Consider the following 19,240-nt stretch of genomic DNA (forward strand, 5'->3'; position numbering starts at 1 on the left):
GTCGAAGTCCTCGATCGTGCCCAGGTCCGGGTGGACCGCGTCGTGCCCGCCCTCCGGCGAGCCGATCGCCCACGGCACGCCCACATCGTCCGGCCCGGCGGACAGGGTGTTGTTGCGGCCCTTGCGGAAGGTCGAGCCGATCGGATGGATCGGCGGCAGGTAGAGCACGTCGAAGCCCATCGCGGCGATCGCCGGCAGCCGGCGGGCCGCCGTACGGAACGTGCCGTGCGGCTGCTCCGCAGTGCCCTCCGACCGCGGGAAGAACTCGTACCACGACCCGAACAACGCCCGCTCCCGCTCCACCAGCAGCGGCAACGACTCCGACGCCGTGATCAACTCCCGCAGCGGATACCGCGCCAGCACGGCGTCCACCTCCGGTGTCAGCGCGGCGGCGAGGCGGGCGGCGGCGGGCCGGGTCTCGTCGCGAAGAGCGCGCACGGCCGCGAGGATCACGCCGTTGCGTCCGTCGTCGGGGACTCCGGCCGCGGCCCGCTCGTGGAGCCGGGCGCCCTCCTCCAGGACCAGTTCGGTGTCCATGCCGGCCGGGATCTTGATCTGGGCGTGGTGCCGCCAGGTGGTGATGGGGTCGCCCCAGGCCTCCACGGTGAACGTCCACAGGCCGGGCGTGCCCGCGCAGACGGTGGCGCCCCAGCGGTCGGTGCCCGGGGCCAGTTCCCGCATGGGGGTCCAGGGTCCGGCGCGGCCTTCCGGATCCTTCAGTACGACATTGGCGGCGACCGCGTCATGACCCTCACGGAACACGGTGGCCGAGATCTCGAACGTCTCACCGGTGACCGCCTTGGCGGGCCGGCGTCCGCGCTGGACGGCGGGGCGGACGTCGAGGACGGGTATGCGCCCGACGACCGGAGCCGGTCCCGCCTGGGTGGAGGGTCGCTCCTGGGGCGGTGGTCCGGGGTCGACAGTGCGCTGGGTGGATGCGTCGGTGCTGGATGTCAGGGGTGCTGACGGTTGGTGCGTGGCGGGCATGACCGCTCCTGTCCGCGTCAACTTCGGGTGGGCGGATGGGTGTGGGGAGGGGTGTCCTGCGGGGCGTACACGTGAACCTACCTGAGCCGTGTACCGGAGGAGCCTTCCCACCCTTTCCGGGTGGGCAATCCGGCACTTTGCTAACTACTCACGCGTATGTCTTTACACAAAACCGGCCCCGTTCTGGCCGAACGGGACCGCTTTGCGGACACTTCCCCTAGGAACCTGGCACCTGGAGGAGTCTGTCCGGTGAACCGGCTCCCCGGCCGGACACCTTCCCGGTCGCCGCCGATTTCACCAGCGCTTTGCCAACCTGTGCCGGAGTGGCCCTCGGGTGGTCGGCCAGGTACAGCGCGGCCGCGCCGGCCGCGTGCGGGGACGCCATCGACGTACCCGAGGAGGTCGCCCTGGCGGTGTCACCGGTGACGCCCGCCGAGGTGATCGAGACTCCTGGTGCGAAGAGGTCGAGGGACGGGCCGTAGTTGGAGAAGCCCGCCCGCCGGTCCTTCGGGTCGGTCGCGCCGACCGTGATCGCCTGGGGCACGTCGGCGGGCGAGTAGAGCCCGGCCGACAGGCCGTCGTTGCCCGCGGCGACCGTGTAGGTCACCCCGGACGCGATCGAGGCGCGTACGGCGGCGTCCAGCTGGGCGCTGTGATAACCGCCCAGGCTGAGGTTGGCGACCGCCGGCTTCCGCGCGTGCCTCGTGACCCAGTCGATACCGGCGATGACCTGGGCGATCGTGCCTGATCCGGTGTTGTCGAGGACACGTACGGCGACCACCTCGGCCTTTTTGGCGACGCCGTACCCGGTGCCGGCGACGGTGGCCGCCACATGGGTGCCGTGGCCGTTGCCGTCGCCCGCCGAGCCGTCGCCCCCGACGAAGTCCCAGCCGTAGGACGCCCGGCCCCCGAAGTCCTTGTGGGAGATCCGGATGCCGGTGTCGATCACGTACACCGTCGTCCCGGCGCCCGCGGACCGCGGCCAGGTGTAGGACCTGTCCAGCGACGGCTTCGGCTGGTCGACGCGGTCGAGGCCCCAGGACGGCGGGTTCTTCTGGGTGCCCTCCAGGGTCACCCGGGTGTCCTGGACGACCGAGGTCACCCGTGGGTCCGCCGCGAGTCTCCGGGCCTGTCTCTCGTCGGCCCGGACCGCGTAGCCGTTGAGGACCGTGTCGTAGGTATGGCTGATTCTCGCCCCGTACTCCTCGGCGAGGCCCTTTCCGGTCGCCGACGGTGCCTTCGTTCCCCCCTTGAGTGTCACCAGGTAACTCCCGCTGACGGAACCGGGCTCTCCGGCGCCGAGTATCCGCCCCTCCGATGCGGCGTGCGCGGGCAGGGTGATGGCCGAAAGTGCGGCGGCGCAGCTCGCCGCCGTCAGGCCCCCCACCCAGCGCAGACGCCGCTCTCGCGTCCGTGCCATGACTTGAGTTCCCCTCCTCAGCTCGGCGTACGCGGCCGCGGTCCGCCGGATCACCCGGCGGCGGCCGGTACGCCATGGGGAAGCCTCTCGTGCGGTGTGAAGTACCACAAGGACGCCCGTGGGGGTGTAATCGGCCATATCGGCTATCGGGTGACGTGGTGGGGTTGCGGTGGTTGCGGTGATTTCCGGACTGTTCGATGCGGAACGGCTTGGGGCTGACACGGCCTTCCGCCGTGAACTGCGCCGTGGTGACGAGACCCTCCGCACGGATACCGTCGAGGCTGAAGACGGGACGCACACCGTCGTGTGTCCCACTCCGCTCGCGCGCCGAGGTGGAATGTGAAGGCGATCCGTCGATTCACCGTCCGACCCCTACTCCCCGATGCCCTGCGGCCCCTGAGCGATCTGGCGCGCAATCTGCGCTGGTCCTGGCACGCGGAGACCCGTGATCTCTTCCAGTCCGTCGACCCGGAGCACTGGGCCGCGTCGGGCGGTGATCCCGTACGGCTGCTCGGCAGCGTGCGCCCCGACCGGCTCGCCGAACTCGCCGAGGACCACCGCTTCCTGCGCCGGCTCACCGCGGTCGCCGACGATCTCCACGACTACGTCACCGGAGAGCGCTGGTACCAGGCCCATCCCGGTGAACTCCCGGCCGCCGTCGCCTACTTCTCACCCGAGTTCGGCATCACCGCCGCCCTGCCGCAGTACTCCGGCGGACTGGGAATCCTGGCCGGCGACCATCTGAAGGCGGCCAGCGACCTGGGCGTACCGCTGATCGGCGTGGGCCTGCTGTACCGCCACGGCTACTTCCGCCAGTCCCTGTCCCGGGACGGCTGGCAGCAGGAGCACTATCCGGTCCTGGACCCCAACGAGCTGCCGGTGGCACTGCTGAGGGAGGCCGACGGCACCCCGGCACAGGTGTCGCTGGCCCTCCCCGGCGGCAAGCGGCTGCACGCCCGGATCTGGCTCGCCCAGGTCGGCCGGGTGCCCCTGCTGATGCTGGACTCCGACGTCGAGGAGAACGACCTCGGCGAACGCGGGGTGACCGACCGGCTCTACGGTGGCGGCAGCGAACACCGACTGCTCCAGGAGATGCTCCTCGGCATAGGGGGTGTCCGCGCCGTACGCACGTACTGCCGGCTGACCGGCCACGCCGACCCCGAGGTCTTCCACACCAACGAGGGGCACGCCGGGTTCCTCGGCCTGGAGCGGATCGCCGAACTCTGCGACCAGGGGCTCGACTTCGACGCGGCCCTGGAGGCGGTCCGCGCGGGGACGGTGTTCACCACGCACACCCCCGTCCCGGCCGGCATCGACCGCTTCGACCGGGAACTGGTCGCCCGGCACTTCGGTGCCGACGCCGAGCTGCCCCGCATGGACGTGGGCCGAATCCTGGCGCTGGGCATGGAGACCTACCCCGGCGGTGAACCCAACCTCTTCAACATGGCCGTGATGGGCCTCCGGCTCGCCCAGCGCGCCAACGGCGTCTCCCTGCTGCACGGGCAGGTCAGCCGGGAGATGTTCTCCGGACTCTGGCCGGGATTCGACCCCGAGGAGGTGCCGATCACCTCCGTGACCAACGGGGTGCACGCCCCGACCTGGGTCGCGCCCGAGGTGTTCCGGCTCGGCGCCCGGCAGATCGGCGCCCAGCGCACCGAGGACGCGCTGACCGTCGGCGGCTCGGACCGCTGGGACGCCGTGGGGGACATCCCCGACCAGGACATCTGGGAACTGCGCCGTTCGCTGCGGGAGCAGCTGGTGATGGAGGTGCGCGAGCGGCTGCGCGCGTCCTGGCGTCAACGCGGCGCCGGGACAGCGGAGTTGGGCTGGATCGACGGCGTCCTCGACCCCGACGTGCTGACGATCGGATTCGCGCGCCGCGTCCCGTCGTACAAGCGGCTCACCCTCATGCTGCGCGACCGCGACCGTCTGATGGACCTGCTGCTGCACCCCGAGCGCCCGATCCAGATCGTGGTGGCGGGCAAGGCGCACCCGGCGGACGACGGCGGGAAGCGGCTGGTCCAGGAGCTGGTGCGGTTCGCCGACGACCCGCGGGTCCGCCACCGGATCGTCTTCCTGCCCGACTACGGCATGGCGATGGCGCAGAAGCTCTACCCGGGCTGCGACATCTGGCTCAACAACCCGCTGCGGCCGCTGGAGGCGTGCGGGACGAGCGGGATGAAGGCGGCTCTGAACGGCTGCCTGAACCTCTCCGTCCTCGACGGCTGGTGGGACGAGTGGTTCCAGCCCGACTTCGGCTGGGCGATCCCGACGGCCGACGGGGCGGGGACCGATCCCGACCGGCGCGACGACATAGAGGCCGACGCCCTCTACGAACTGCTCGAACAGCGGGTGACCCCCCGCTTCTACGAGCGCGGCCAGGGCGGTCTGCCCGACCGCTGGATCGAGATGGTCCGCCAGACGCTCACCCTGCTGGGCCCGAAGGTCCTGGCGGGCCGCATGGTCCGCGAGTACGTCGAGCGCCTCTACGCCCCCGCGGCCCACGCCCACCGCACGATGGCCCCGGACGCGGCGCGTGAACTGGCGGAGTGGAAGGCCAGGGTGCGGGAGCAGTGGCACGGCGTGACCGTCGACCACGTGGAGACCACGGCCGCGACGACCACGGCCGAACTCGGCACCACGCTCGGACTCCGGGTCCGCGTCGGCCTCGGCGCCCTCGGCCCGGACGACGTGGAGGTCCAGGCGGTCTCCGGCCGGGTGGACGAGGAGGACCGCATCGCGGACGCGGCGACGGTCCCGCTGAAGCCGGTGGGCGGCCCGGACCCGGAGGGCCGGTGGGTGTACGAAGGCCCGCTGTCCCTGGACCGGACGGGCCCCTTCGGCTACACGGTCCGCATCCTGCCCGCGCATCGGCTGCTGGCGTCGGGCGCGGAGCTGGGAGTGGTGGCGGTGCCTTCGGAGGACGCGGTGGAGGGGGCGGGAGTGCTGATGCGGTGAGCGGAGGGGACGCGGGCCGGGCCGCTGCGCTCAGCCCGCGTCCTCGCCGCCGCACAGCCTGCGCAGTACGGCCCCGCACCGCCGGGCGTAGGCGTGCTGGAGTCCGCGGGTCGCCGGGCCGCCCGCCCTGGAGTACCACTTCGCACCCCTGCTGAAGGCCGACACAGTCAGCCACACCGTGCCGTCGCCCGTGCGGTCGACGACGAAGGACTCCTCGCCGCATTCGGGGTGGCCGGTCAGGGTGCCGTAGGCCCAGCCCGCGCGGCGGTGTTCCTCGACCGTCCAGACGACCCGGCAGGGGGCCTTGATGACGCCGGCCAGGGTGACCGTGACGTCCACGTCGGGGGCCGCGCGGTCCGCGGTGGCGTCTATGCCGACGCCGAGGGCGCGGTGCATCTCCCAGGTCAGGACCGCCTCGGAGGCCTTCCGGAAGACGTCGTGGCCCTCGCCTATGCGCGTGCGGACATGCAGGGGGTGGAAGCCGGGCGGGCAGAAACCGCTCCGCCGGGTCGCGCCGACGTCGTCGTACGTGAAGGACATGGGACCCAAGAGTAGGGCGGTACCCGGACATGCCTTCGTTCCGGGTACCGCCCGTGGAGCCTCTCCGGGTACTAGCTCACGTTGACCGCGGACCAGGCCGCCGCCACCGCCTTGTACTCGGCGCTGGTGGAGCCGTACAGGGCGGACGCCGCGGAGAGCGTGCCGGTGCGCGCCGACTTGTAGTTGGTCGTCGACGTGAAGTACGTCGTCAGCGCCTTGTACCAGATCTGCAGCGCCTTGGCGCGGCCGATGCCGGTGACCGTGGAGCCGTTGGACGTCGGCGAGTTGTAGGACACGCCGTTGATCGTCTTCGCGCCGCTGCCCTCGGACAGCAGGTAGAAGAAGTGGTTGGCGACGCCGGACGAGTAGTGGACGTCCAGGTTGCCGACCGAGGAGGACCAGGAGTCCGCCGAGCCGCCGTCCTTGCTGGGCTTGTCCATGTACCGCAGCGGGGTGCCGTCGCCGTTGATGTCGATCTTCTCGCCGATGAGGTAGTCACCGACGTCCTTGGAGTTGTTGGCGTAGAACTCGACACCGGTGCCGAAGATGTCGGAGGTCGCCTCGTTGAGGCCGCCGGACTCGCCGGAGTAGTTCAGGCCCGCGGTGTTCGCGGTGACGCCGTGGCTCATCTCGTGGCCGGCCACGTCCAGCGAGGTGAGCGGGCTGACGTTGCCCTCGCCGTCGCCGTACGTCATGCAGAAGCAGCTGTCGTCCCAGAACGCGTTCACGTACTGGTTGCCGTAGTGCACGCGGGAGTACGCGCCGACGCCGTTGTTCTTGATGCCGCTGCGGCCGAAGGTGGACTTGTAGAAGTCCCAGGTCTCCGCCGCGCCGTAGGCGGCGTCGACGGCCGCCGTCTGGTCGGTGGTGGAGCTGGAGGCGGTGCCGGTGCCCCAGGTGTTGTCGGCGTCCGTGAACAGGGTGCCCGCCGACGAGCTGGTGCCGTGGGACTTGTTGTACGTCTTGTGGCTGCCGCGCGTGCCGTCGGTCAGCTGGTATGTCGAGCCCGAGAGGGTGGTCTCCAGGCTGACCGTGCCCGAGTACAGGCTTTTGCCGGTGCCGGTGGCGTTCTCGATGCCCTGGTACTCGTAGAGCTTCTTGCCTGTGGCGGCGTCGGTGATGACGTGCAGCTGGTTCGGGGTGCCGTCGTCCTGGAAGCCGCCGACGATCGTCTCGTAGGCGAGGACCGGGGTGCCCGAGCCGGCCCAGATCACCTTGCGCGCGCCGTCGGCGGCGGTCTTGTCCGAGCCCGCGGCCTTGGCGGCGGTCAGCGCCTGGGCCTCGGCCTTGGCGACGGTGAGCTTCGGGGTCAGCGAGGCGACCTTGATGGTCTTGTTCGTCGCCTTGGAGACGCCCTCGGTCGCACCGGACTTCGACTCGTGGACGACCAGGTCGCCGCCGAGGACGGGCAGGCCGTCGTAGGTGCGCTCGTAGCGGGTGTGGACCGTGCCGTCGGCGTCTCTCACGACGTCCTTGACGACCAGCTTCTCCTTGGCGCCGAGGCCTATCTCCCGGGCCGTGGTCCCGGCGTCGGCCTGCTGCTCCTTGATGAGGGAGGTGCGCGCGGCCGCGGACAGCTGGGCCGGGGCGCCCGCGAGGGTGGCCTTGCCGGTGCCTTCGGCCGGGGTCACGGCGGCGGCACTTCCGGTGGTCAGACCGGTGGTGAGCAGAGCCCCGGCCGCGACGGCGGTGGCGATGGCCAGGGTGGTGCGCTTGTGACGCGCGTAGAGGGGGGTCACACAAGCTCCTTCGTGGGGGAGCCCGGAGGGCGTGGGGTTGCCTTCCGGGGTGGTTGTGAAGTTGTGCGGCGGTTGTGAGGAAGCGTGGCATCAAGGCGCGTACATGTCATGACCCCAAAGTGATGTTGGCTGAAAGTCGACGGCTGGATGAACATTGCGGGCATGTAAAACGAGTTGACCTGGGCAAAGCCCCAACAAGCCGTCGGTCATGGAGAGGCAAAAAGAGGGCGCCGCCCCGGGGATTCGAACCCCCGGGACGGCGCCTTGACTTGGTGGGCGCGGGCCTACGGGAAGGTCAGCTTCCAGCCGTTGATGTAGCCGGTGTCCTGGGCCGCGTTGTCCTGGACCCGCAACTGCCAGGTCCCGTTGGCGACCTCGGAGGACGCGTTCACCGTGTACGTGGTGTTGAGGTTGTCCGTGCTGCCACCCGTGCCGTACGCCTTCAGTGTGTACGCCGTGCCGTCGGGAGCGACCAACTGCACCCGGAGGTCACCTATGTAGGTGTGCACGATGTCGACCGAGACCGCGAGGTTCGAGGGCGCGTTGCCCGTACGCCCAGAGACGGTGATAGGCGAATTGACCGCCGCCCCGTTGTCCGGAATCGATACGTCGGTGGTGGACTCGAACGAGGTGCCGCCACCGCCGCCGCCCGGACGCGAGCCGACCGCCACGCCCGCCCAGGCGTTCGCCACGGCCGTGTACTCGGCGCTCGTCGTGCCGTACAGCTCACCGGCCGCCGCGAGGGTGCCGGTGCGGGCCGCCGCGTAGTTCGTCGTCGACGTGAACTTCGTGGTCAGCGCGCGGAACCAGATCTTCTCCGCCTTGTCCCGGCCGATGCCGGTGACCGGAAGGCCGTCCGAGGTCGGGGAGTTGTAGGTGACACCGTTGATGGTCTTGGTGCCACTGCCCTCCGACAGGAGATAGAAGAAGTGGTTCGCGGGCCCGGACGAGTAGTGGACGTCCACCGACCCGATCCCCGAGTACCAACTGTCCTTGGACGCGCCGTCCTTGCTCGGCTTGTCCATGTACCGCAGCGGGGTGCCGTCGCCGTTGATGTTGATCTTCTCGCCGATGAGGTAGTCACCGACGTCGGAGGAGTTGTTGGCGTAGAACTCCACGGCCGTGCCGAAGATGTCGGAGGTCGCCTCGTTCAGACCGCCGGACTCGCCCGAGTAGTTGAGCCCCGCGGTGTTCGACGTGACGCCGTGGGTCATCTCGTGACCGGCCACGTCGATCGCCGTCAACGGGTGGGTGTTGCCCGACCCGTCGCCGTACGTCATGCAGAAGCAGCTGTCGTCCCAGAACGCGTTGACGTAGTTGTTGCCGTAGTGGACCCGGGAGTACGCCCCGACCCCGTCACCGCGGATACCCGAACGCCCCTGCACGTTCTTGTAGTAGTCCCAGGTGAGCGCGGCGCCGTAGTGCGCGTCGGCGCCGGCCGTCTCCGCGTTGGAGGCGCTGCCGTTGCCCCAGACGTCGTCGGGCCCCGAGAAGAGGGTGCCGGTGCCGGAGGTGCCGTGGTTGAGGTTGTACGTCTTGTGGTTGCCGCGCGCCGCGTCGGTCAGGTTGTACGTCGACCCGGACTGCGTGGTGCCGAGGGTGACCGTGCCGCTGTACATGGTGTTGCCGGTGCCGGTCTCGATGCCCTGGTACTCGTAGAGCTTCGCGCCGGTCGCCGCGTCCGTGACGACGTGCAGCTCGTTCGGCGTGCCGTCCTCCTGGAGGCCGCCGACGACCGTCTCGTACGCCAGGGTCGGGGTGCCGTTGCCGGCCCAGATCACCTTGCGCGGGGCGCGGTCGGTGGTGGCCTTGTCGGCGCCGGCCGCCTGCGCGGCCTTCAGCGCCTGCGCCGACGCCTTGGCCGCCGTGACCTTCGGCGTCACCGAGGCGACCTTGAGGGTCTTGCCCGTCGCCCTGACGACACCCTCGGTCGCGCCCGACTTCGTGGTCTCCACGACGAGGTCGCCGCCGAGGACGGGCAGGCCGTCGTAGGTGCGCTCGTAGCGGGTGTGCAGCGTGCCGTTGCCGTCCTTGACGACGTCACGGACGACCAGCTTCTCCTTGGCACCGAGACCGAGGTCCTTGGCGGTGTCCGCCTTGGTCGCGTTCGCCTCGCGGATGAGCGCTGCGCGCTGGGCGGGGGTGAGCTTGAGGGACTCGGCGCCCGGGAGCACCTTGCCCGCGGCCGACGGTGCCTTCTGAGGGGCCGCGGTGGCGGCGCCCGACTGGACGGCCGCGGCGATCAGGGCCGAGACACCGATGAGGGCCACGGCGGCGGCCTTGCGGTGCAGGGTGTGGGGGGCGTGGGGGGCGCGTCTGTGGGAGGAACTGTCTCTCAACACTGACTCCTTCTGCGCGGCCGCGGATCGCGCGGCCAGGGGAGACCGGACGGTGGGTCGACCGTCCGGGCGGTACGCGGAACGAGGTGCAGGCGACCGCGGATCAGAACACAGCGAGATATCTGTGAGGTTGCTGTGAAGCGGCCGTGGGAAGAGTGGCACCGGAAAGCCCGTACTGTCAGGAGCGCGTCAGAAACTTGGCCGGAAAAGGTCCGTTGTCCGGTAGTTCATGTTCGATATACGGTCTCGTCGGGTCAGGACCCGCCCGGCCCCCCGTGCCACGACCCCCACAGCGCCGCGTACGCCCCGCCCGCCGCCACCAGCTCCTCGTGCGTGCCGAGTTCGGTCAGCAGGCCGTCCTCCATCACCGCCACCCGGTCGGCGTCGTGCGCGGTGTGCAGCCGGTGCGCGATGGCGATGACCGTGCGCCCTTCGAGTACGGCGCCCAGGGCGCGCTCGGTGTGCCGCGCGGTGGTGGGGTCGAGAAGCGCGGTCGCCTCGTCCAGGATCAGGGTGTGCGGGTCCGCCAACACCACCCGGGCCAGGGCGAGTTGCTGAGCCTGTGAGCCGTCCGTACGGCAACCGTCCTCGCCGAGAGCGGTGTCGAGCCCCGCGGGCAGCTCCCGCACCCACCCGTCGGCTCCCACGGCGGCCAGGGCGGCCCACAACTCCTCGTCCCCGGCGCCGGGTTCGGCGATGAGGAGGTTGTCGCGGACCGTGCCCAGGAAGACGTGGTGCTCCTGGGTGACCAGGACGACCTGGCGGCGCAGCTGCTCGGTATCCAGGCCGACGACCGGGGCCCCGCCCACGGTCACCGACCCGGAGGTCGGCGCGTCGACGCCCGCGAGCAGCCTGCTCAGGGTGGTCTTCCCGGCACCGGACGGGCCGACCACCGCGAGCCGTTCGCCGGGACGCACGATCAGGTCGACGCCGTGCAGGACCTCGATGCCGCGGCCGTAGGAGTAGCGGACGTCGGTGACGTCGATACGGTCGCCGTCGGGGGTGCGGGAGTCCCCGGAATCGGTTCGCGGAGCCTCGGCGAGGCCCTCCACCCGGGCGAACGAGGCTCCACTGGACTGGAGTTGCTCGACCCGCACGAGGATCTGGTCGAGCGGATTGACCAGTTGCTGGAGATACAGGGCGGCCGCCACCACGGAACCCAGGCTCATCAAGCCCCGCGCGTGCAGCATCCCGCCGACCAAGAGCACGCCGGCCACGGGCAGGATGTACGCCACCTCCACCACGGGGAAGAACACACTGCGCAGGTACAGGGTGTAGAGGCGGGTGCGGCGAGCCGTGTCCAGGGCCTCCCGGCTCGCCCGGACGCGCCGCTCCTGGAGCCGCAGCGCCTCGACCGTGCGAGCGCCCGACGCCGTGGCCGCAAGGATCTCGGCGACGTCGGAGGTGGCCTCGCCCTCGGCCAGATAGCCGTCCCTCGCCCGGCGCAGATACCAGCGCAGGACGAACCAGATGGGCAGCAGCCCGAACACGCCGACCGCGCCGAGCAGCGGGTCCAGGACGAACACCGCGACGAGCAGGAACAGGAACTGCACGGAGTTGATGAGCAGTTCGGGACCCGCGTCGCGGAGCGTGGTGCCGACGGTGGCGACATCGGCGGTACCGCGTGCGGTGAGGTCACCGGTGCCCGCGCGCTCCACGACGGAGGCGGGCAGGGCGAGCGTGCGCTCCACGAACTCCTCGCGGACGCGCGCCAGGGTGCGTTCACCGAAGCGGTGGCCGACGTAGCGGGCCCAGCGGGCGAGGACGAGCTGTGCGCTCGCGCACCCCACGAGGACGAGGGAGAGCCGGTCCACCGCGGACACGCCCGCACCGGCGCGCACCTCGTCGATGATCCGGCCGAGCAGCCACGGGCCGGCGAGGCCGGTGAGGGCGGCGGCCGCGTTCAGGGCGAGTACGGCGGAGAAGGCGCGGGCGTCTGCGCGGATCAGTCGGCCGGCGGCCCGCCGTACGTCCGCCGGGTCGGCGACCGGGAGGTGGCCCCTGCTCACTTCGCGACCTCCACGTCTCGGGCGACCAGTGCCCGGTATCCCGGTTCCCCGGTGAGGAGTTGCAGGTGGGTGCCGGTCGCCGCGAGTTTGCCGTCGACCAGGTAGAGGACGGTGTCGGCGTGGTCCAGCACGAGGGGGGAAGTGGTGGTGACGGCTGTGGTGCGGCCTTCCCTGGCCTCGCGCAGGCGCTTGGCCACAAGGGCTTCCGTGTGGGCGTCCAGGGCGGAGGTGGGTTCCACGGCCAGGAGGACCTCCGGGTCGGCGAGGAGGGCTCTCACCAGGCGGATGCGCTGGCGTTGGCCGCCGGAGAGGTTGCGGGCCTGGGCGTCGATGGGGGAGTCGAGGCCGTCCGGGAGACCTTGGACGATGTCGTCTGCCACGGCTGCGTGCAGGGCGGCTGCGAGTTCGTTGTGGCCGGTAGCGCCGTTCCCCGCGGCCCTTTGGGGCGCGACCACCTCACGTAGATCGCCTGCGAACAGGTCGGCCTCGTGGTCCGCCATCAGGATGTGCTCTCTGATCTGGGGCAAGCGGATCTCGTCCAGGGGGACCCCGGCCCAGGTCGCCCGGGACGGGGTGTAGCGGGCCAGGCGGTCCAGGACGGTCGCCGTGTCCGCGGGCCTCGCGCACGCCAGTGCGGTCAGGCGGCCCGGGAGGATGCTCACTCCCGACTCCGGGTCGTGCAGGACCGACGGTTCCGCAGGGGCATCCCTCGTGCCCCGGTCCTCCATCGGCTCCAGCCGCAGGAACCGCACCACCCGCCTCGCCGCCACCACCCCCCGGCTCAGTTGGTACCCGCACTCCACCCAGAACGCCACCGGCCCCACCAGGACCGCGACATAGCCGTACACCGCCACCAACTCGCCGACCGTGATGTCCCCTTCGGCGGCCAGGCGGGCCGCGAGCCAGGTGACGACGGCGAGGAACAGGGTGGGCAGGCCGACGCCGAGGGCCTGGACCCAGCTGGTGACCGCGCCGACCCGGTAGCCCTGGGCCCGCAGGCGCTGGGAGTCGCGGTGGAAGGCGTCGGCGACCAGGCTCTTGCCGCCGAGGCCGTTGAGGACGCGCAGGCCGCCCGCGAGGTCGGCGATACGGGCGGTGAGAACGCCCTGGCGGTTGCGGTACTCCGTCTCGGCGCCCTGGAGGCGGGACAGGAAGGGGCCCACGAGGACGACGATCGCCGGGATGCCGAGGAGGACGACGGCAGCGAGGGCCGGGGACACCGACACCAGCAGGGCGGCGACCGTCAGATAGGCGACGCACGCGCCCACGCCCGGGCCGACGACGGTCAGGGCGCCGGCGATCGTCTGCACATCGCCCACGCCGATCGTGACGACCTCCCCGGCCCCGGTCCGGCGCGAGAGCGCGGCGCCGAGACGGACCGCCTGTCCGACGACCACCTTGACCGTGCGGAAGTTGGCGTCCATCCGCACCCGGGTCATCGTGCGATGCCGCATGATGCTCAGCCAGGCGTTGAACGAACCGACCGCGAACAGCGCGAAGCTCCAGCCGGCCAGCGCCGCCCAGTCGCCCGGCTCAAGACCTTCGTCGATCGCCTTGGCCATCAGGTACGGCGTCGCCGCCAGCAGCACCATCCAGGAACTTCCCAGCAGCGCCCCGGCCACGGACCGCCCCGGCTGACAGCGCACCAGCCACCACAGATACCGCCAGCCGCCCCGGACATCGGGCGCGCCCGGGTCCTCGTACGCGTCGATCACACATCCCCCAGGTCGTACATGCGGCGGCTCACGCCAGACTGTCCCGCCACGCCCGGTGCAGATCCGCGAACCGGCCCGTGCCCGCGACGAGTCCCGCGGGTGTGCCGTCCTCGACGATTCTGCCGTGCTCCATGACCAGGACCCGGTCGGCGATCTCCACGGTCGACAGCCGGTGCGCGATCACCACGGCGGTACGGCCCCTCAGGACCGTCGCCATCGCGCGCTGCACGGCCCGCTCGCCCGGGACGTCGAGCGAGCTGGTCGCCTCGTCCAGGATCAGCACCGCCGGATCGGCGAGCAACGCCCGCGCGAACGCCACGAGCTGGCGCTGCCCCGCCGAGATACGGCCGCCCCGCTTGCGTACGTCCGTGTCGTACCCGTCGGGCAGCGCGCTGATGAAGTCGTGCGCCCCGATCGCCTTCGCGGCCCGCTCGATCTCCTCGCGGCCGGCGTCCGGGCGGCCGATCGCGATGTTCTCGGCGACCGTGCCGGAGAACAGGAACGCCTCCTGCGTCACCATGACCACCCCGCGCCGCAGTTCGGGCATCGCGAGCTCGCGCAGGTCGACGCCGTCCAGCAGGATCCGCCCGTGCGAGGGGTCGTAGAAGCGGGCCAGCAGCTTCGCCAGGGTCGACTTCCCGGCGCCGGTCGAGCCGACCACCGCGACCGTCTGCCCGGCGGGCAGGGTGAGGTCGAAACGGGGGAGCACCTCGCCGCCGGTGCGGTAGCCGAACGAGACACCCTCGAAGACGACCTCACGGCCGGGACGGTCCGAGGACTCGAGTGCCGGGAGCTGCCTGGGCGTCGACGGCTCGGGCACGGTCGGGGTCTGGGCGAGCAGACCCGCGATCTTCTCCAGGGAGGCCGCCGCCGACTGGTAGGAGTTCAGGAACATCCCGAGCCGGTCGATCGGGTCGTACAGCCGTCGCAGATACAGCACCGCGGCGGCCAGCACACCCAGCTCAAGCGAGTCCTGCGCCACCCGGTAGGCGCCCCACAGCACGATCCCCGCGACGGCCACGTTGGCGACCAGCCGGGACCCGACGACATAGCGGGCCATTTCGAGGAGCGCGTCGCCGTTGACCCGCTCGTGCCGCTTGTTCAGCACGGCGAAGTCGGCGTCGTTGGCGGCCTCGCGGCGGAACGCGCGCACCGGCCGGATGCCGTTCATCGTCTCCACGAACTTCACGATCACGGCGGCGATCGCGGTCGACCGCTTCTGGTAGACCCGGCCCGCGCGCTGCCGGTAGACCCGCACGAGCAGGTACAGGGGCACGAACGACGCCACCGCGACCGCGCCGAGGCCGAGGTCCAGCCAGAGCAGCAGGGCGGAGATGTAGAGGAAGGACAGGATGACGGTGACGAGTTCCTGAAGACCCTCGCTGAGCAGCTCGCGCAGCGACTCCACGTCCGTCGTCGAACGGGAGATCAGCCGGCCCGAGGTGTAGCGCTCGTGGAAGTCGATGCTCAGCGCCTGGGCGTGCCGGAAGATCCGGCCGCGCAGGTCGAGCAGCACATCCTGGTTGACGCGAGCGGAGGCCAGGATGAACGCGTACTGGAGCCCGCCGGAGGCCAGCGCGCACAGCAGATAGCCGGCGCCGACCGCGATCAGCGGGCCGTTGTCGTGGTCCCGGAACGCGGGCACCGCGCGGTCGATGGCGTACGCCACCAGCAGCGGACCCGCCTGCACGGCCGCCTGCTGGAGCAGCAGCAGAAGGGTCGTCACGGTGACCCGCGCCTTCATGGGCGCGAGCAGCGAGCGCAGCAGGAGGGCGGTGGCGCCCGGGGGAGCGGGCAGGCGGTCGTGGTCGAAGGCGTCGTCGGTGTCCTTCGGCCCGGGCGGGCCGGGCTCCTGGTCCGCGGTGGGCGCGGACGTCGTGGGGGCCGTCATCGGGTGTCCTCCCCTTCTCCGGAATCCCCGGACCCGGACATCAGATGGGCGTACTCGGCGTTCGTGCGCAGGAGTTCGTGATGGGTGCCCACGGCGGTGATGCGGCCGTCCGACAGCAGGGCGACCCGGTCGGCGAGCTGCACGGTGGAGGGGCGGTGGGCGACGATCAGGGCGGTGGTGTCCGCCAGTACCTCGCGCAGGGCCGCCTCCACCGCGGCCTCCGTGTGGACGTCCAGGGCGGACAGCGGGTCATCCAGGACGAGGAACCTCGGTCTGCCCACGACGGCTCGGGCGAGGGCCAGGCGCTGGCGCTGGCCGCCGGAGAGGCTGAGGCCCTGTTCGCCGACCTGGGTCGCGGTGCCGTGGGGGAGGGCGTGCACGAAGTCGGCCTGGGCCACGGACAGGGCGCGGTCCAGTTCGCGTTCGTCCACGCCCATCAGGACGTTCTCGCCGACGCTCGCGGAGAAGAGGGTGGGGTCCTCGAAGGCCATGGCGACCTTGGAGCGCAGCTCTTCCCTGGACATGGCGGTGATGTCCGCGCCGTCCAGGGTGATGCGGCCGGAGGTGATCTCGTGGAGGCGGGGGACGAGCGCGGTGAGGGTCGTCTTGCCGCTGCCGGTGGCGCCGACGAGGGCCATGGACTCGCCCGGGCGGATGTGGAGGTCGATCAGGTCGAGGACGGGCGGGGAGTCCTCGGGGGCGTCGGGATAGCGGAACCGGACGCTGTGGAACTGGAGGCCGTCCGCGGGCCGGTGGGGGACGGTCGCGCCGGTCCCCGCACCCCTCGTGTGGGTTTCCTGTTCCGGTACTTCGTCCATCGCCTCGAAATAGCGCTCCGTCGCCGTCGCCGCCTCCTGGCTCATCGCCAGCAGGAAGCCGATCGAGTCCACCGGCCACCTCAGTGCCAGCGCGGTGGAGAGAAACGCCACCAGCGTCCCTGCCGACAACTCCCCGTCCGCCACCTGCACACAGCCCAACACCAGCGCCGCTCCGATCGCCACCTCCGGCAACGTCACGATGACGCCCCAGATCGTGGCCAGGAGGCGGGCCTTGTGCAGTTCCGTGCCGCGCAGGGTGCCCGAGAGTTCCCGGAACGCCCGCGCCTGCGACCGGTGCCGCCCGAACCCCTTGATGATGCGGATGCCGAGCACGCTCTCCTCGACGACCGTCGTGAGGTCGCCGACCTGGTCCTGGGCGAGGCGGGCCACACCGGCGTACCGCTTCTCGAAGATCACACAGGTGACGACGACGGGGATCGCGGGGCCGAGGATCACCAGGCCGAGGGTCCAGTCCTGGAGCAGCATGATGATCACGCCGACGAGGATCGTCACGCTGTTGACCAGCAGGAAGGTCAGCGGGAAGGCGAGGAACATGCGCAGCAGCATGAGGTCCGTGGTGGCCCGGGACAGCAGCTGGCCGGACGCCCAGCGGTCGTGGAAGGCCACCGGGAGCCGCTGGAGGTGCCGGTACAGGCCCGCCCGCATCTCCGCCTCGACATGGGAGAGCGGCCGCGCGACCAGCCACCGCCGCAGCCCGAACAGCAGTGCCTCCGCGAACCCGAGCAGCAGCAGGTACAGCGCCCCGAGCCATACGCCCGCCGTGTCCCCGTCGGCGACCGGCCCGTCCACCATCCACTTCAGGACGAGCGGGATCACCAGCCCCGTGCAGGAGGCGAGGACCGCCACGAACGCGGCCGTGAACAGCCGCGCGCGGGCCGGCCGGACATACGGCCACAGGCGCAGCAGGGTCCTCACGGCCGATCGGTTCTTGGTGGTTGCACGTGTCGTGGACATCAGCTGCGAGCCTACGGATCGGCACTGACAACGCCCACCGAGTTTTGGCCGTACCCGCATCGGCCGCTGGACCTACGACCTGCATGTTCGAGGGGCCGTACAGGAGGAGCCGAGGGGGTCGTACCGCCGCATCCACCGATCGGCTGATGCCGGGTCGAGCGGGACGGGCGATGTGGCGGCGGGGCCCGGACCGGGACGCTGATGCCATGTCCGTCATCGAAGTCAGCGAACTGCGCAAGTCCTACGGCGGCCGACCCGTCGTCGACGGTGTCTCCTTCGCCGTCGAGGAGGGCGAGATCTTCGGAATCCTCGGCCCCAACGGCGCCGGCAAGACCACCACCGTCGAGTGCGTCGAGGGGCTGCGGGTCCCGGACGCGGGCCGGGTCCGGGTCACCGGCCTCGACCCCGTCGCCGACCACGCGCGCGTGGCCCGGGTCCTCGGCGCCCAGCTCCAGGAGAGCGAACTCCAGGCCAAGCTCACCGTCCGCGAGGCGCTGGAGCTCTACTCGACGTTCTACGAGCGGCCCCTTGACTGGCGGCCGCTCGCCGAGCGCCTCGGGCTCACCCAGAAGCTCACCACCCGGTTCGGCAAGCTCTCGGGCGGCCAGAAACAGCGCCTGTTCATCGCGCTCGCCCTCGTCGGCAACCCCCGGGTCGTCGTCCTGGACGAGCTCACCACCGGCCTCGATCCGCGCGCCCGCCGCGACACCTGGGAGCTCATCGAGGACGTCCGCGCGGGCGGCGTCACCGTCCTGCTCGTCACCCACTTCATGGAGGAGGCGCAGCGGCTCTGCGACCGGATCGCCGTCATCGACAAGGGCCGGATCGCCGCCCTGGACACCCCGGCCGCGCTCATCCAGCGCTCGGCGGGGGCCACCGTCATCAGCTTCACGCCGTCCGCCCCGCTCGACGCGCACGAGCTGAACGCGCTGCCCGCTCTCGCCTCCATCGAGGACCGGGAAGGCCGCCTCACCCTGTCCGGCACCGACGAGACCGTGAACGCCGTGATCACCCTGCTCGCCCGCCGCCATGTCACCGCCCACCAGCTCCGTGTCGTCGACGCCACCCTCGACGACGCGTTCCTCGACCTGACCCAGGAGGCCTCGGCATGAACACCGCCGTACTGCGGACCGAGGTCCGCCTCTTCCGCCGCGAACCCGGCGCCCTGTTCTGGATCCTGCTGTTCCCGACCCTGCTCCTGGTGATCCTCGGCTCGATCCCGTCCTTCCGGAACCACGACTCCGACCTCGGCGGCCTGCGGACCATCGACGTCTACGTCCCCGTGGCCGTGCTGCTCGGCATGATCGTCAGCGGCCTCCAGTCCATGCCGCAGACCCTCACCGGCCACCGCGAACGCGGCATCCTGCGCCGCATGTCCACCACCCCGGTCCGCCCCACCGCCCTGCTCACCGCGCAGATGACCGTCTACGGCGGCGCCGCCCTGACGTCCGCGCTGCTCGCCCTCCTCGTCGGCCGGTTCGCCTTCGCCGTACGACTGCCCGAACAGCCCCTCGGCTACCTCCTCGCGCTGGTCCTGGCCGTGCCGGCCGCCCTCGCGCTCGGCGCGGTGGTCTGCGCGCTGTCCCGGACCACGAAGATCGCCGGCGCCATCGGGTCCGCCGTGTTCTTCCCGGCGATGTTCTGCGCGGGGGTGTGGGCGCCGGTGCAGACCATGCCGGACGTCCTCGCCCGGATCGTCGGGTACACACCGTTCGGCGCGGCCGCCGAGGCCCTCAACCGGGCCGCGTCCGGCGACTGGCCGGGCTGGACCCACCTGGGCGTCCTCGTCGCCTGGACGGTGCTGCTCACGGCCGCCGCCTCGCGCTGGTTCCGGTGGGAGTAGGCGGTA

The 19,240-nt window shown here is 71.2% G+C and carries 12 protein-coding genes; 3 read left to right on the forward strand and 9 right to left on the reverse strand.

The window, feature by feature from the left end; translation table 11 throughout:
• A partial coding sequence (locus H293_RS51920) for a maltotransferase domain-containing protein (RefSeq protein ID WP_020124565.1) occupies positions 1 to 987 on the reverse strand: 987 nt, incomplete at its 3' end.
• A gap of 217 nt (positions 988 to 1,204) precedes the next feature.
• Positions 1,205 to 2,407 (reverse strand): S8 family peptidase, encoded by a 1,203-nt coding sequence (locus H293_RS0146295; RefSeq protein WP_020124566.1) that lies wholly within the window; start codon positions 2,405 to 2,407, stop codon positions 1,205 to 1,207.
• A 339-nt stretch (positions 2,408 to 2,746) separates the two neighbouring features.
• Here H293_RS0146295 and H293_RS0146300 point away from each other — a divergent pair, with 339 nt between their 5' ends.
• Positions 2,747 to 5,365: a glycosyltransferase family 1 protein gene (locus H293_RS0146300; RefSeq protein ID WP_020124567.1), complete on the forward strand. Its 2,619-nt coding sequence runs from the start codon at positions 2,747 to 2,749 to the stop codon at positions 5,363 to 5,365.
• Positions 5,366 to 5,395: 30 nt separating this feature from the next.
• On the opposite strand, the gene H293_RS0146305 is transcribed toward H293_RS0146300, so the two are convergent.
• From H293_RS0146305 to H293_RS0146335, 7 genes are all read right to left on the reverse strand, one after another.
• Positions 5,396 to 5,905, reverse strand: coding sequence for a DUF1990 domain-containing protein (locus H293_RS0146305; RefSeq protein WP_020124568.1), 510 nt, complete (start codon positions 5,903 to 5,905; stop codon positions 5,396 to 5,398).
• A gap of 71 nt (positions 5,906 to 5,976) precedes the next feature.
• Positions 5,977 to 7,644 (reverse strand): M4 family metallopeptidase, encoded by a 1,668-nt coding sequence (locus H293_RS0146310; protein WP_020124569.1) that lies wholly within the window; start codon positions 7,642 to 7,644, stop codon positions 5,977 to 5,979.
• Between the two features lie 284 nt (positions 7,645 to 7,928).
• Entirely contained in the window at positions 7,929 to 9,983 is a 2,055-nt protein-coding gene (locus H293_RS0146315) for a M4 family metallopeptidase (protein ID WP_020124570.1), read from the reverse strand.
• Between the two features lie 254 nt (positions 9,984 to 10,237).
• Entirely contained in the window at positions 10,238 to 11,992 is a 1,755-nt protein-coding gene (locus H293_RS0146320; RefSeq protein WP_020124571.1) for an ABC transporter ATP-binding protein, read from the reverse strand.
• Positions 11,989 to 13,707, reverse strand: coding sequence for an ABC transporter transmembrane domain-containing protein (locus H293_RS0146325; protein ID WP_020124572.1), 1,719 nt, complete (start codon positions 13,705 to 13,707; stop codon positions 11,989 to 11,991). The genes H293_RS0146320 and H293_RS0146325 overlap by 4 nt, the downstream gene beginning before the upstream one ends.
• 28 nt (positions 13,708 to 13,735) lie before the next feature.
• Positions 13,736 to 15,598: an ABC transporter ATP-binding protein gene (locus tag H293_RS0146330; RefSeq protein WP_020124573.1), complete on the reverse strand. Its 1,863-nt coding sequence runs from the start codon at positions 15,596 to 15,598 to the stop codon at positions 13,736 to 13,738.
• Complete coding sequence (locus H293_RS0146335; RefSeq protein WP_028808808.1) at positions 15,595 to 17,391, reverse strand: ABC transporter ATP-binding protein; 1,797 nt, start codon at positions 17,389 to 17,391, stop codon at positions 15,595 to 15,597. Before H293_RS0146335 ends, H293_RS0146330 begins: the two co-directional genes overlap by 4 nt.
• A 206-nt stretch (positions 17,392 to 17,597) precedes the next feature.
• Here H293_RS0146335 and H293_RS0146340 point away from each other — a divergent pair, with 206 nt between their 5' ends.
• Together H293_RS0146340 and H293_RS0146345 are read left to right on the forward strand one after the other, a co-directional pair.
• A complete protein-coding gene (locus tag H293_RS0146340) occupies positions 17,598 to 18,503 on the forward strand; it encodes an ABC transporter ATP-binding protein (RefSeq protein WP_020124575.1) in 906 nt (301 codons plus the stop codon).
• Complete coding sequence (locus H293_RS0146345; RefSeq protein ID WP_020124576.1) at positions 18,500 to 19,234, forward strand: ABC transporter permease; 735 nt, start codon at positions 18,500 to 18,502, stop codon at positions 19,232 to 19,234. The genes H293_RS0146340 and H293_RS0146345 overlap by 4 nt, the downstream gene beginning before the upstream one ends.
• Positions 19,235 to 19,240: the final 6 nt, after the last annotated feature.

Source organism: Streptomyces canus 299MFChir4.1, from assembly GCF_000383615.1.
Lineage (GTDB): Bacteria > Actinomycetota > Actinomycetes > Streptomycetales > Streptomycetaceae > Streptomyces > Streptomyces canus_C.

Excerpts from the sequence above, each read along its gene's own strand:
- H293_RS0146295 (WP_020124566.1), bottom strand. The coding sequence starts at position 2,407 with ATGGCACGGACGCGAGAGCGGCGTCTGCGCTGGGTGGGGGGCCTGACG.
- H293_RS0146305 (WP_020124568.1), bottom strand. The coding sequence starts at position 5,905 with ATGTCCTTCACGTACGACGACGTCGGCGCGACCCGGCGGAGCGGTTTC.
- H293_RS0146330 (WP_020124573.1), bottom strand. The coding sequence starts at position 15,598 with ATGACGGCCCCCACGACGTCCGCGCCCACCGCGGACCAGGAGCCCGGC.
- H293_RS0146335 (WP_028808808.1), bottom strand. The coding sequence starts at position 17,391 with ATGTCCACGACACGTGCAACCACCAAGAACCGATCGGCCGTGAGGACC.
- H293_RS0146340 (WP_020124575.1), top strand. The coding sequence starts at position 17,598 with ATGTCCGTCATCGAAGTCAGCGAACTGCGCAAGTCCTACGGCGGCCGA.
- H293_RS0146345 (WP_020124576.1), top strand. The coding sequence starts at position 18,500 with ATGAACACCGCCGTACTGCGGACCGAGGTCCGCCTCTTCCGCCGCGAA.